The organism is Bacteroides sp. D55t1_190419_B8 (assembly GCF_015558905.1).
Taxonomy (GTDB): domain Bacteria; phylum Bacteroidota; class Bacteroidia; order Bacteroidales; family Bacteroidaceae; genus Bacteroides; species Bacteroides vicugnae.
Window position 1 is genome coordinate 280,015 of record NZ_JADMOU010000003.1, and the last position, 14,262, is coordinate 294,276.

10 protein-coding genes are annotated in these 14,262 nt (G+C 44.7%); 2 read left to right on the plus strand and 8 right to left on the minus strand.

Features of this window, described 5'->3' with window-relative positions:
* Window positions 1–23 precede the first annotated feature (23 nt).
* From argB to I2I13_RS04630, 7 genes are all read right to left on the minus strand, one after another.
* Entirely contained in the window at window positions 24–797 is a 774-nt protein-coding gene (argB, locus tag I2I13_RS04600; RefSeq protein ID WP_148364172.1) for an acetylglutamate kinase, read from the minus strand.
* Between the two features lie 123 nt (window positions 798–920).
* Complete coding sequence (gene speA / locus I2I13_RS04605; protein ID WP_074558252.1) at window positions 921–2,813, minus strand: biosynthetic arginine decarboxylase; 1,893 nt, start codon at window positions 2,811–2,813, stop codon at window positions 921–923.
* 69 nt (window positions 2,814–2,882) lie between these two features.
* Window positions 2,883–3,953 carry a hypothetical protein gene (locus tag I2I13_RS04610; RefSeq protein WP_074638725.1) on the minus strand — a complete coding sequence of 357 codons (1,071 nt, stop codon included), beginning with the start codon at window positions 3,951–3,953 and terminating at the stop codon, window positions 2,883–2,885.
* Between the two features lie 9 nt (window positions 3,954–3,962).
* Window positions 3,963–5,729 (minus strand): HSP90 family protein, encoded by a 1,767-nt coding sequence (locus tag I2I13_RS04615; protein ID WP_148364174.1) that lies wholly within the window; start codon window positions 5,727–5,729, stop codon window positions 3,963–3,965.
* A gap of 9 nt (window positions 5,730–5,738) precedes the next feature.
* On the minus strand, window positions 5,739–8,237 hold the full coding sequence (locus I2I13_RS04620; protein ID WP_195648917.1) for an SEL1-like repeat protein: 2,499 nt from the start codon (window positions 8,235–8,237) through the stop codon (window positions 5,739–5,741).
* A 208-nt stretch (window positions 8,238–8,445) separates the two neighbouring features.
* The gene (locus I2I13_RS04625; protein ID WP_074558244.1) at window positions 8,446–8,973 is read right to left on the minus strand and encodes a shikimate kinase; all 528 of its coding nucleotides are present in this window, start codon (window positions 8,971–8,973) and stop codon (window positions 8,446–8,448) included.
* A gap of 115 nt (window positions 8,974–9,088) precedes the next feature.
* Window positions 9,089–9,691: a nitroreductase family protein gene (locus tag I2I13_RS04630; protein ID WP_148364260.1), complete on the minus strand. Its 603-nt coding sequence runs from the start codon at window positions 9,689–9,691 to the stop codon at window positions 9,089–9,091.
* 140 nt (window positions 9,692–9,831) lie between these two features.
* Between I2I13_RS04630 and I2I13_RS04635 the strand changes: the two genes are divergently transcribed.
* Window positions 9,832–10,467, plus strand: coding sequence for a viroplasmin family protein (locus I2I13_RS04635; RefSeq protein WP_148364176.1), 636 nt, complete (start codon window positions 9,832–9,834; stop codon window positions 10,465–10,467).
* Window positions 10,468–10,496: 29 nt separating this feature from the next.
* The gene (locus tag I2I13_RS04640) at window positions 10,497–12,272 is read left to right on the plus strand and encodes a glycosyltransferase family 39 protein (RefSeq protein ID WP_148364177.1); all 1,776 of its coding nucleotides are present in this window, start codon (window positions 10,497–10,499) and stop codon (window positions 12,270–12,272) included.
* Here I2I13_RS04640 and I2I13_RS04645 read toward each other — a convergent pair.
* Entirely contained in the window at window positions 12,259–14,238 is a 1,980-nt protein-coding gene (locus I2I13_RS04645; RefSeq protein WP_195648918.1) for an LTA synthase family protein, read from the minus strand. The genes I2I13_RS04640 and I2I13_RS04645 overlap by 14 nt on opposite strands.
* Window positions 14,239–14,262: the final 24 nt, after the last annotated feature.

A 14,262-nucleotide genomic window follows, 5' to 3' on the forward strand; every position in this document is an offset into this window, starting at 1 on the left:
GTCGCCCACTACTTTTTTTTGAATTATTTTTTTATTCTTGTTCCACCAGTATCGTTAATCGCTGATGCTAAAGTGATTACCACTTCAGAGACTCCTGCATTTATTGCTTCAAAAGAATTCTCCAACTTGGGAATCATACCTCCCTGAATAACGCCATCAGCTACATATTGTTCAAATTCGGCACGGGTGATTTGGGGAATCACACTGTCATCATCATTCTCGTCACGCAACACGCCTTTCTTCTCAAAACAATATACCAATGTCACATCAAACAGCGTGGACAACGCTTTCGCTGTCTCCCCGGCAATGGTATCTGCATTCGTGTTCAGCATATTACCGTGTCCGTCATGTGTCAATGGAGCCATTACCGGAACCACTCCCTTATGTATCAAATCCGACAACAAAGTAGCATCCACCTTTTCCACATCACCCACAAAACCATAGTCCACCTCTTTCACCGGGCGTTTCACCGAACGGATCACGTTCATATCCGCTCCGGTCAATCCGAGTGCATTGACTCCGCGCGCTTGCAGGCCTGCCACAATATTTTTATTCACTAATCCGCCGTATACCATCGTTACGACCTTCAAGGTTTCGGCATCGGTAATCCGACGACCATTTACCATTTTGCTTTCAATACCCAGTTGTGCGGCAATCTTTGTAGCCGAACGGCCGCCGCCGTGAACCAATACTTTATGCCCAGCGATAGCGGCAAAGTCATTTAACAACTGACGAAGGGTGGCTTCCTCTTCTACGATTTTGCCACCCACCTTAATAACTGTTAGTTTTTCTCTCATTTCCTATTCTTATTTTTAGGCACGGATTACACGGATTTCACGGTGGCTTCGCATAATTTCACGGTTGCTTTACGTTCTCACACAACTAAAACCGTGAAATCCGTGTAATCCGTGCCTACTTATCTATTCCAAATAAGTATATCCGTAAAGCCCTGAACGATAGTTGGAGAGGAATTCTTTTCCTTCTTCCAAAGAAATCTTTCCCTCTTTCACAGACTTCGTCACCCAGGTTTCGAGTGTACGTACCAGTTTCTTCGGATTGTACTGTACATAGTCCAACACCTCCGCTACCGTTTCTCCGTCAATAATCTGTTCGATATTATATCCTTTCTCATTCACCGAAACATGCACGGCATTCGTATCACCGAACAAATTGTGCATATCTCCCAGAATCTCCTGATAAGCACCGACCAGGAACACAGCTACATAGTAGGGCTCCGTTTTTTTCAGTGTATGTACGGGCAGATAATGGGAAACGTTACGGGTAGAAATAAAATTAGCAATTTTACCGTCCGAATCACAGGTAATATCCTGCAAAGTAGCCGAACGTTCCGGTTTCTCATCCAGTCGCTGGATAGGCATGATCGGGAATATCTGGTCGATCGCCCAAGAGTCGGGAAGCGACTGAAAGAGCGAGAAGTTACAGAAATATTTATCGGCAAGCAATTTAGACAGTCCGCGGAATTCATCGGGCGCGTGCTTCAAACCACCGGCAATCTGATTAATCTCACGCGTAATAGACCAATACAGACGCTCTATTTGTGCACGGGTTTTCAGATCTACGATTCCATGACTGAACAAGTCCAGCGCTTCCTCCCTGATCTGCTGCGCATCATGCCATGCTTCCAACATCTTGTTCTGATTCAGTGTATCCCAGATACCGTACAGTTCCTGCACCAGTTCATGAGCATCCGGAGCAATCTCTTCCTCGTCATCCCATTCGGGCAAGGTAGCAGTTTCAAGTACCTCAAAGATAAGAACGGAATGATGTGCCGTCAGTGCACGTCCACTCTCCGTTATGATATTCGGGTGTGGGATGCCATTTTTATCGCTCACGTCCACCAGAGTAGAAATAGAGTCGTTTACATATTCCTGAATGGAATAATTCACGCTACCTTCACTATTAGACGAACGGGTTCCGTCATAATCCACTCCCAGTCCACCACCAATATCGACAAATTCGACGTTGAATCCCATCGAATGCAGCTGCACATAGAATTGTGAAGCCTCACGCAAAGCCGTTTTGATACGACGTATCTTTGTCACTTGACTGCCGATATGGAAATGAATCAGTTTCAGACAATCCTTCAGCCCTTTGCTATCCAGAAAGTCGAGCGCTTCGAGAAGTTCACTGGAAGTCAAGCCGAATTTGCTGGCATCCCCTCCCGACTCTTCCCACTTTCCGCTCCCGGAAGAAGCGAGTTTGATACGTATGCCGATGTTAGGCTGCACATTCAGCTGTTTTGCCATCTTTGCAATCAGCTTCAGTTCGTTCATCTTCTCTACAACGAGGAAAATACGTTTACCCATTTTCTGGGCAAGCAAAGCCAGTTCAATATAGCTTTCGTCTTTATATCCGTTACATACAATTAATGAGTCAGAATCCGTATTGACAGCAATCACCGCATGGAGTTCCGGTTTGGAACCGGCTTCCAGTCCGAGATTGAACTTCTTTCCATGGCTGATAATCTCTTCCACCACGGGGCGCATCTGGTTGACTTTAATCGGATAGATAATAAAGTTCTCGGCTTTATAACCATACTCCTCGGCTGCCTGTTTAAAGCAGGACGACATCTTCTCAATACGGTTGTCCAAAATATCCGGAAAACGCACCAGCATGGGAGCTGCCACATCACGCAATTGTAACTCATCGACCAGTTCTTTCAAATCGACAGACACCCCGTCTCTACGAGGTGTAACAACAACATGACCCTTGTCATTAATACCAAAGTACGAGGTGCCCCAACCTGTGATGTTGTAGAGTTCCTCAGAATCTTCAATACGCCACTTTCTCATTTTCTGTTATTCAGTGTTTTTAGTAAATAATTGGACGGCAAAAATACGGATTAATCTACATGTTGGCAATTAATTAGACATTAAATCTTTCAAACGGTCCAGATAACCACTATTTCCGTTACGGGCGTCATAGCGATGTGCCAGCTCCTCTGCCTGTTGATAGAAATAATTGCGAAGTTCGTTTACCTGATAAATTCCATCCGGACGATAAAGAGGAAACTCTTCCGGCAAAGACAACGAGACTTCCGGACGAGTTTCATACTTCAAAGCCTCTACCATATCACAGGAGAAACGATAACTCTTCAACGTATTCGTACGCAAACTCCAACCGATACACCGTTCGACATATTCCCAAGCCCTTTCCGGCTTCGTCATCATATAATAGGCAATAAACAATCCCAGATAGAGCAAAAGATATTCATCCTTCTCCCTTCCTACCAACGCTTCTTCGGCACGTGCACACATATCAGCGGCAATTTCCGGTTTACCTGCTTTCTGCGCATAATAAGAAAGCTTCAAGTAGGCCCGCAGATTAGCCTCATAACAAGTGACCTGCTTATTAATCAACGGTTGCGCGCGGCTGTAAGCCTCATCAAACTGTCCTGTTTCCAGATAATAATCCAGCATAAAGTTCAATTCACAAGCCTCACACGACTGATCGTCTATTTTCTCATTCAACATTTTATCAATGTATTCTTTCGCCTTGTCATACTGCCGCATCCAGACACATTCCACAGACCAGCGGTGATAATAACTCCGCAAAGAATATCCGTTCCGGAGGATACGTTTCTTATAATCCTCCCCGACTGCCTGCACCTGTTCCATCGGAATCTCCGGAAGATCGAACGTACAAGCCCATATCCACTTATATTTCCACAACAAGTCATCTTCCTTGATCACATCCTTGTGATTCTCGTAATCATCCAGAATTTTAGAGAACACGGTAATCTCCTCAGCATCCGCCGAGAGAAGATTCAGTTCATAAATAAGATCCAGTCTCATCTCCGTAGCCCATTCCACATCTTCGTTCTCATCAGCGATACGGATGGCTTCTTTCAACAGATTGGCTTTTTCGCGGGGATGCAGGTTCTTATTCTGTGTCTGCAACAGCAATTTTTGTATTTCAAGTGTGTATCTCATTCTCTTTCTTTAATTCAGGAAATTTATAAAATCATTCATTTTCGAAGTCATCAGTTCACTTAGCGAATGGTTGAAAAGCTCCATTTCTTCGCTGTTTACCGGATATTTACCTTGCAGAAGCGACTGTACATACAATATATGCACCACATGCCGGAACAGTTTATTGTCTCCTTGTATTTGCAATAAGGTCTGCACCATTTCATTATCCGCATTGAAAGTGAGTGTCGGCGGAATCTGCTTTGCAGTATTCACAGCCCCCAACACAGCCGCCAACGGGTTATTAGCACTTTTAGCGGCATTCTCCTTTTCCTCCGCCACAAAAATAACCGGAATATCTACCGGAGTAAAATGCTTCAGACGACAGATACAGCCAAACCGTTTCAACAGTTCGTTCGCTTTCACCTCAAAAGCCTGAGATTCCTGGTTCGCCTCCACTTCACCAAACTGCTCCAGCAACCGTGAAGGAGATATTTCATCCAAAGTAAGTTCCGGATTCAGACGGACATACTTTTTCAACAAAGTTTCATCAAACGTATAAGCAGCATTCACGACCAGCCAACCCTGTGCTCCGGCTATACGCCGCACTTGCCGGAAATCCTCCAGATTCTTGGTATAACATATCACATTGCTTGCCGAACGAATATTTCCAAAGCTACGCAACCCCTTATTGGTTTCAAAAGGAAGGTAATCCATAAACAAACGGAGCAATTCATTATCCTCCGAAGCAATCGCCTTGATATGAAAGTGATGAACATCCAGAATCCGGTTGAACATGGCACGGTCATTCTGCACCAATCCCCGCAGATAATCCTTGATAGCCACCCCGATTTCTTTTCGGGCATCCTTCAGCTGGTCATTACTCACCAAAGACTCCCGGGAAGCAGTAGACAGCAACCCGTCCGCATTCACCAGACAACGGATAAAAAAAGCCCACGACGGCAACAGATTGCAATCATCCTCGCTCAACAGCATACGCTTGAGATAGACCTTATGAGAGTTGCGCACTGAAAATTGCGTACGGAAAGGCAGGACATAAAGCACCCCTTCCACTTTGCCGCTTTCAGTATAGATCCGGAAAGCATCGAGAGCAGACGACTGAAACACTTTCGCCCCATAATCCAGCAACTCCTTACGAGTCGCCTTCGGGTCAAGCCATACAGGTGAAGGCGTATTTACCAACTCCTCCTCCCCCTGATAATGCAGATAGATAGGATACGGCAACACTTCCCCGTAACTCACCAGTATCTTCTTAAACGTTTCATATTCAAAAAGATGCATCCAGTCTCCTTTCGGGTGCAATACCACCTGCGACCCGATGGGCCGTTCTTCGTCTGATAAAGTCAGCTGATACGTCCCATCCACTTTTCCACACCAGCAAACAGGTTGTCCGCCCATTGCCGAACGGCTCTCTACGGTGATTTCATTAGTCACCACAAAACAAGACAACAATCCGATACCGAACCTTCCGATAAAATCGTCCGCATCGGGAGTATCCCGCTTTGAACTCTCCCCGATAACAGTCAGAAAACGATAAACTTCCTCCTCTTTCAGTCCGATACCATTATCCCGGAATACCACTGTCTTGTCCTCATTCAGAAAGACATCGATGCGACCTTTGTAATTCTCGTCAATATTGCGTAGTGCCGTGATGGCATCTACACAATTCTGCAACAGTTCGCGAACAAAAGTATTCGGATTACTATAAATGTGCTCTGATAACAGGGCAATCATACCTTTAAGATTGACCTGAAACAGATTATTTCCTTCTTTTTCCATGTTCCTCTTCTACTTCCTCCTCCTTCCGGTGATTTTAAGAGCTTTCTCATTGCCATTCTCTGCGGCCTTTTCGAACCACTCCATGGCTATTTCATCGTTTTCTTCCACACCATTTCCTGTCAGATAGGCATTTCCAAGTTCAAATTGTGCTTTATCGTTGTTTTTCTCGGCAGCTTTCAGCAACCATTGCACCGCAGCTTCCGGATCAGGGTTACAACCTTCGCCATACATCATCATCTTACCCAGATAATAAGTCGCAGCGATATTCTCATGCCCCGCCGCATCCGTAAACCAGCGATAAGCTTCGGCATAATTCTGCTTCACACCTACTCCGTTATAATAGCAAAGTCCGGTACGATACATACTCATCGTATTCCCATTATCCGCAGCCAGTGTATAATATTTAAAAGCCTCCGTTTCATTATCTTCCACTCCGATACCCATTTCATAACAGATACCCAGTCCTTCACTGTACCATTCATACTCGGCAGCTTTCTTGAAATAAGCAAAAGCCTTTTCCGACTCATTCAGGTTGTCATAATCATACAGATAATACTCACCCATACGCAACATAGCCATCGGAATCTCATTAGCCACCGCCTTGTCATACCATTCCACAGCCGTTTTATTATCTTCCAGACAGGGACCGCAACCGAAGAAATAATAATCTCCCATCTTAAACTGCGCATAACCATAGTCCTGCTCGGCAGCCTTCATCATATATTCCACTGCCTTTTGAGGATTCTCTTCCACGCCATTGCCGTTCTCATAAGCCATCCCCAATTCGGTCAGACAACGGGCTTCATTCTTTTCCGCCCCTTTACTAAACCATTCGAGTGCCTTATCCCAGTTTTCTTCCGTCCCGATACCTTCTCTATAGCAACGTCCCAAAGCAAAGATCGCATCATTATCGTCCGCTTCAGCCGCCTTTGTATACCAAGCGAAAGCCTCTTCCGGTTTCACTTCGCCAAGAACACCCTTTTCCATATAAAGTCCTACACGGAACATTGCATAAGGATAACCCTGTTCGGCCGCCTTGCTAATCAGTTCAAAAGACTTTTCATAGTTCTTCTCCACTCCATCGCCATTCTCATATAAGAATGCCAGTTCCACAAGGGCAAAGCAAGCACCCAGTTCGGCCGCTTTTTCATAATATTCCCTTGATTTTACAGGGTCCTTCACACCACTATATCCATTAGCCAGATAAAGAGCCACACGGCAATACCCATCGGCATTATTCAGCGAAGCCGCCTTTTCATAATACTCCAATGCCTTCACATAATCCGGTTCTTCAGACAAGAAGCCACGTTCATACATCCAGCCCAAACGATAAGCTGCACTTCCCGAACCCAATTCAATGGCTTTCTCCAACAACTCTTTCGCGCGATTCATGTCTTCCGGCACCAAATCACCGTTGAAATAGATATTGGCCAGTCCTTCGATACCTTGTATGTAATCATCCTCCACGCAGCGGTTCAGGCACATCAGTCCACGTTCCACGTCCTTATATTCATCATTATACAGGTAGATCAATGACAGTTCATACGCACTGTATGGTTCACAATAAAGCATGCCCTTTTCCAGCCACTCAATCGCCTTAGGCATATCCAGCCATTCCTCTTCCTGATAGTTATATCCCAGGAAATTGGCGGCAGACCACACACCGGCATGCCAGGCCTTTTCCCAAAGTTCGAAGCTCAGTTCTTTCGGTTTATTCAGTTCCGGATAACGGAAATAAAGCGTAGCCAGATTTTTAAGACTATAAAGATTGGGAACAATTTCCAGAGCTTTTTCGTAGTAAGCAGCTTCCTCTGCCACGTTACCTTCCGCCCTGTCGAGCGCATCTCCCAACGACGCATATACATGAGCACGCAAACGTTCACCTTCAGGCAGTTCGGCAAGCAGGTCATTCCGTATCTGTAATGCCTTTGCTTTATCTCCTGTAAATTCTTCGACAAAAGCACGATAATGCTTTCCCCACCAAATAGCTTCGGGAGAAGTGAGAGCGGCAAAACGCCGTTCCCCCTCTCCTTTATCTTGTTCACAATAAAATCCCATGTATCGCCAATAGGCAACAGTTGCTTCCGCTTCAGCCCACCCCATATCGGCAGCTTTCTCGTAGTATGGAAACAAATAACTCATATCCCGCTTTCCATAACGGGCTTCAGAATATTGTGCACCTTTCTGCGCCCATCCCGCACCGCTAAACTCTGCTACACGGTCGCATACCTGCATCACCTTTTCCCACCAGAATTCATATTCTTCCGCATTGAGACCGACCTCTACGTTACAGTCAAAAGCACTGAATATCAGTTCAAAAAAATCTTCTGTTAATTTCTCGTCTTCTTTTGTGTCCAAAGCATATTCACATACAGCCAATGCTTCCCACCAGTTTTCCGCACTTAATAATGAAGCCGGTGTATACTGCGGAAACCATACCCTTGCAGGTTGTCCGGATGCTTTAATTTTAGCGGATAACTCCCCAAATTTCTCTTTTAAAGTTTTCATGATATAGACTTTACCTTAATTTTGTGTCACTAGTCAATAAAAATCTCATAACGAGTGCAAGGTACAAATATTGACCGAATGCACAAACAAGAGTCTTAAAAAAGATAAGACTGATATACTATTTAGGCACGGATTACGCGGACTGCACTGTTACTCTATCATACAGATATTTAGAGGAACCGTGAAATCCGTGTAATCCGTGCCTATTTTATAATCCCAAAAGTTGTCGTAACCGTTGCACCGATGTTTCAATCTGCCAACGGTCTTCCAATTCGTCTGCATTAAAGATATATTGAGCCTGGTGATAAAAAGGAGCCCGCTTCTCCAGTGCCTGAATAATGAACGCTTTCAGTTCTTCATCCTCTTTCCCTTGAAGAATAGGACGTTGCTGCTTAGCCACACGCAAACGCCTGAAAAGCACATCCGGATGCACATCGAGAAAAACCGTCTTTCCGGTCCGGTTCATAAACTCCATATTATCATAAAAACAAGGCGCTCCACCTCCCGTCGAGATTACCACATTCTCAAACTCGGCTACTTCATGGAGCATATTTCTCTCCAGCTCCCTGAATCCTGTTTCGCCTCGTTCAATGAATAATTCTCCAACGGTTTTGTGAAAACGCTCTTCAATATACCAGTCCAGATCAATGAACGGTATATCCATATGCCGGGCAAAAGCCTTACCCAACGTCGTTTTTCCGGCACCCATATAGCCGGTAAGGAAGATACGAACCATAAATGATTAATTTTGCTCACAAAATTAATCATTTAATGAAGAATGAAGAATGAAGAATAAAGAATTTTAGCCATTATGTCATCCAATTCTTCATTATTCCTTCTTTATTTCCGATTTATTTAAAGATTCTCACCCGTTCTTCAAGCGGCTGGAATTCTTTTTCACCCGGTTTGCCGACAGGAAGTCCGAACGGCATTTCCGCAATCAGATGCCAATGTTCCGGCAAATCCCATGCACGGCGCACTTCTTCATCAATCAACGGGTTATAGTGTTGTAGCGATGCTCCGAAACCTACATCTTCAAGCATTACCCAGATAGCTAACTGGTGCATGGCAGAAGTCTGCAATGACCATCCCGGGAAATTCTCCTGATAAGACGGGAAAGCCTCCTGAAGCCCTTTCACAACCTTCTGATCCTCAAAAAACAACACAGTGCCATAACCACAGGCAAACGAATGATCTATCTTCTCTTCTGTCTTGACAAACGCTTCGGCCGGCACAATCTTCTTCAATGCATCCTTCACGATCTGCCACAATTTCTGATGCGATTCTCCCAATAGAAGTACCACACGGGTAGATTGCGAATTGAATGCCGACGGCACGTGGCGCACAGTCATATTAACGATACATTCGATCTCCTGATCGGATATAGGAGACTGATTAGTAATTGAATAGTAAGTTCGACGTTGTTTCAAAGCTTCACTAAAAGATCTTTCCATCATGGTTCCTTTCTTATTTTATATTCTTAAAACTCTCTTTTTTTTATAACAAGTAGCCCCCCTAACTTGTTCAGTTAGAGAATATATTTGTACCTTCGCAGCGTCAATTCATTGACTATCTAAAATTATCGTCGGAAAAAATGGCTAAACAGAAATTTTATGTAGTATGGGAAGGTGTCACACCCGGAGTTTATACTTCCTGGACAGACTGCCAACTTCAAATCAAAGGATATGAAGCTGCCAAATACAAATCATTTGACACGCGCGAAGAAGCGGAACGCGCGTTGACAATGTCTCCCTATGCTTATATCGGCAAGAACGCAAAGGCTAAATCAGGAGGTCCCAAACCTTCTTCAGATACTTTACCTTCTTGTGTGATCGACAATAGCCTGGCTGTCGATGCGGCCTGTAGCGGTAATCCGGGACCGATGGAATATCGCGGCGTACACATTGCCAGCCGTCAGGAGATTTTTCATTTCGGCCCGATGAAGGGAACAAATAATATCGGTGAGTTTCTAGCCATCGTACACGGCTTGGCTTTGTTGAAGAAGAAAGGTTTCGATATGCCCATTTACAGCGACAGCGTGAATGCCATCAGCTGGGTGCGACAGAAAAAGTGCAAGACCAAACTTCCCCGGACTCCGGAAACAGAAGAACTGTTTCTACTAATTGAACGGGCGGAGAAATGGTTGCAAGGAAACACGTATACTACTCGTATCCTGAAATGGGAAACCAAAGAATGGGGAGAGATTCCGGCCGACTTCGGCAGAAAATAAAAGAACATAAATTTCAATATAAGAAAAAGATGAAAACATTGACTTCAAGCAAAGCTTTCTGGCTGTTACTAGTCATTTGCGTAGTTACCATCCTGCCTTTCCTCGGTTTATCGGAGTACCACACCAAAGGGGAGCCTCGCGAATCTATCGTCTCCTACTCCATGCTGGATAGCGGGAACTGGATTTTACCCAGAAACAACGGAGGAGAAATGGCTTACAAACCGCCTTTCTTCCACTGGAGCATTGCTGCTGTCTCGGCAGCAGTAAACGGAGGGCAAGTCACAGAAATGACCTCCCGCTTGCCGTCTGCCATCGCCTTGATTGCCATGACTCTCTGCGGCTTTCTGTTCTTTGCCAAAAGAAAAGGAGTGGAACTGGCGCTGTTAGCCGCCTTTATTACCCTGACTAATTTTGAACTGCATCGGGCCGGAGCAAACTGCCGGGTAGACATGGTATTGACAGCTCTCACCGTTGGCGCTCTTTATTGTCTCTACAAATGGTATGAGAAGGGGCTTAAAGGTATTCCCTGGCTGGCCATTCTCCTGATGAGTTGCGGCACACTGACTAAAGGGCCGGTAGGTACTATCATTCCATGTTTGGTTGTAGGCATCTTTTTATTACTCCGGGGTGTCAACTTCTTCAAAGCATTCCTGTTACTTTCCGCTTGGGCCATTCTTTCACTCATCCTGCCTTTCTGCTGGTATGTCGCTGCTTACCAACAAGGCGGAGAAGAATTTCTGGCATTGGTTATGGAAGAAAATCTCGGTCGTATGACCAATACCATGAGTTATGATTCATGTGTGAACCCCTGGCATTATAATTTTGTGACCTTGTTTGCCGGATACGTTCCCTGGACACTGTTAGTCGTGCTCTCCCTGTTCAGCCTGACTTACCATAAATTCAGCATCCAACCTGCCGCGTGGTGGAAACGTTTCACCACATGGATAAAGAATATGGACCCGGTGGATTTATTCTCTTTCACCAGCATCGTCGTAATCTTCGTCTTCTACTGTATCCCGCAGAGCAAACGTAGTGTATATCTGATGCCGATCTATCCTTTCATTGCTTATTTCCTTGCCAAATATCTATTCTATCTGGTTAAGAAGCAATCCAAAGTCATCAAGGTATACGGAAGTATTCTTGCAGTAATCAGCCTGTTACTGTTCACCTGCTTCATCGTATTAAAATGCGGACTCATCCCCGAAACGATTTTCCACGGTCGCCACGCACAAGACAACATTAATTTCATGCGTGCCATACAGAATATCAACGGAGCAAGAGCCTTGATACTGATTGCCATTCCTACCATTCTCGGTATCTACTGGTGGTTCTATCAACGGAAAAATGCATTAAGCAACCGCTTCCTGTATGCCCTCGTTGTGCTAACAATGGGATTATACCTTGCACTGGACGGTGCTTACCAACCGGCGGCATTAAATTCGAAATCGGTGAAATTCATCGCTGCAGAAATAGAAAAGGTTGCGCCGGAAAACGAAGGGACTATGTATGAGTTCATTGAAGAAAGTCTGCATGCAGCAGGTGACCCCGTACATTACTTCGAACTCAACTTCTATCTGCGCAACCGTCTCGACAACTTCTACCGGAAACGTCCTTCGGAAGGTTTCTTGTTAATCGGCACGAATGATGCAGAGAAATATCTTCCCGAATTCGAGAAAGAAGGGTATCAGTTTGAGCAGGTGTATGAATCTCCCAAACGAGTACTCCGGCAAATAGCCAAGGTATACAAGTTCGTTAAAAAACAACAGCCTGAAAATACCGAAACGACTACTCCTATTGTTGAGTGAAAGGTATAGAATTAAGCGTTTTTCCATGCTTCACAAGGAACTCCGCCGATTGGAGCATGGAAAAACTATATTCTTTCAAAGGCAAAAAGCTATCATCCATCGGAACAGCATTCAATTTGCCGTTACCTATATGATAAGTAAGTTCCTGCTGAGTCTCGTAATTATAAAGATAGAGTAACGTATCATTGCGTCCCACCACCATATTGTCAGCAGTATAGAACATACAGGGACGTTCTTCCTTCAACAAGTCTACCCCAAAATTATTCTGTAAATAATCAATATTCAACAACCCTAATATCGTTGGCTGTATATCTACCTGACCGCCAAATGTAGTTTTCTCTTCCGGCTGAATACGGCTGGAGTAAATCATCAGCGGAATATGGTTATAAGACTCCGGCAATTCACATTCGGCGTCTCCCACCAGTTTGCCATGATCCCCTTCCAATACGAATATCGTATTATCAAACCAGGGTTGTTTACGCGCCTCTTCAAAGAACTGGAGCAAAGCCCAATCCGCATACTCAACGATCTGCGTCTCCGGTTCACTTGTTTTCGGATGGAAGAAAGGAGGTATCACATACGGCGGATGATTACTGATGGACAGTAACGTAGCAAAAAACGGTTGTCCGGTAGCAGCCCGCTGATTCAATACCGGAATTGCGTAGTCATACAAGAAATCATCCTGCACTCCAAAGCTATTCACCACCTTATCAGCCGGATAGTTTTCTTGTGAGAACACTTCATCATAGCCGTTTGTCCGGAAGAAAGCGTTCATATTATCATACTGCCCTTCATGCGTCATAAAGAAAAGGTTGTAATAGCCGTTTTCTTTCAATACGGTAGGCAGTCCCGAATAGCGGGGAATGACAGAGCCTTTCATCAGGTTCCGTTTCATCATAGCGGGAAAAGAATACAAGGTAGCATACAAACCGTGGTTCGTATGGATTCCTGCGGAATAGAAATTGCGGAAACTGATAGAACGGGTATACAGGCTATCCAGGAAAGGAGTCAAGGTCTCCGATTGCCCGAAATGCTTCATAAACTTGCAGGACATAGACTCCATCATAATCAATACAACATTAGGACGGTGCCGTTGTACGCTATCCGTCATCGAAGGATGCCTATAAACAGCCAGCGGTGACACATTCGCTTCCCCCGGCCGGTTGAGCAGAGCCTGCGCCTTAGTGATTGCTTCCTGTTCATCCATCAGATGCAAGTATTTATTTTCAGGCCGCATATCATCCATCACGCTTGTCAGCAGATTAAAGGTAGGGCTTACTCCCAGCTGATTGAGAAAAGCGTCCTGACAGAAATATGCCGCACTCACTTTGATCGGATTATACCCTGTACGTCCCCGGATTCCAAAAATGCAGAGTCCAATTAAACAGACTCCGATCAGAACCGCCCCTCCTCGCTTCCAATAAGGAAACGGAGCGGAAATGGTAAGGCTACGATGATGGAAATAACGCGCCAGATAGATAAGCCAAGCTACGAATCCGCCCAGAAGGAGAAGAAATAATCCGATGGACAGATAATAGGCACTTTCACCCAATATCATTCCGGCGGTAGTTCCCGCATAACCGAACCATTCGAATATGGAAGAATTGATATGTTTAAAGAAATAGGCAAAATAAGGAATGTCTGACGCACTGATTAAATAAACCAATCCATAAAAGACACTGAAAAAGATCGTAAAGAAACGGAACAACGCTTTCCCATAATAGTTGCAAACTCCACACACCACTGCAACTACCAGAGGCAACAGAAGTATGTAACAGCCTATCACATTGTCAAACCAGACACCATGCACAAAAGCAAGCATCGAAAGTGTCTTATCCGACAAGGCTTCAGAGGTCAACTGATGATAAGATGAGATGAAAAGTACCAGGCGAAACAGTCCTGCGACCAGCAAAGCCGAAACATGTATGGCAAGTATATATACAACAAGATTTAGAAAACGTTTCATAATAGCCTTTTCTTTTTATGAATT

Bases quoted from the DNA above. Each gene is read 5' to 3' on its own strand.
- argB (WP_148364172.1), bottom strand. From the start codon at position 797: ATGAGAGAAAAACTAACAGTTATTAAGGTGGGTGGCAAAATCGTAGAA.
- speA (WP_074558252.1), bottom strand. From the start codon at position 2,813: ATGAGAAAGTGGCGTATTGAAGATTCTGAGGAACTCTACAACATCACA.
- I2I13_RS04610 (WP_074638725.1), bottom strand. From the start codon at position 3,953: ATGAGATACACACTTGAAATACAAAAATTGCTGTTGCAGACACAGAAT.
- I2I13_RS04615 (WP_148364174.1), bottom strand. From the start codon at position 5,729: ATGGAAAAAGAAGGAAATAATCTGTTTCAGGTCAATCTTAAAGGTATG.
- I2I13_RS04620 (WP_195648917.1), bottom strand. From the start codon at position 8,237: ATGAAAACTTTAAAAGAGAAATTTGGGGAGTTATCCGCTAAAATTAAA.
- I2I13_RS04625 (WP_074558244.1), bottom strand. From the start codon at position 8,973: ATGGTTCGTATCTTCCTTACCGGCTATATGGGTGCCGGAAAAACGACG.
- I2I13_RS04630 (WP_148364260.1), bottom strand. From the start codon at position 9,691: ATGGAAAGATCTTTTAGTGAAGCTTTGAAACAACGTCGAACTTACTAT.
- I2I13_RS04635 (WP_148364176.1), top strand. From the start codon at position 9,832: ATGGCTAAACAGAAATTTTATGTAGTATGGGAAGGTGTCACACCCGGA.
- I2I13_RS04640 (WP_148364177.1), top strand. From the start codon at position 10,497: ATGAAAACATTGACTTCAAGCAAAGCTTTCTGGCTGTTACTAGTCATT.
- I2I13_RS04645 (WP_195648918.1), bottom strand. From the start codon at position 14,238: ATGAAACGTTTTCTAAATCTTGTTGTATATATACTTGCCATACATGTT.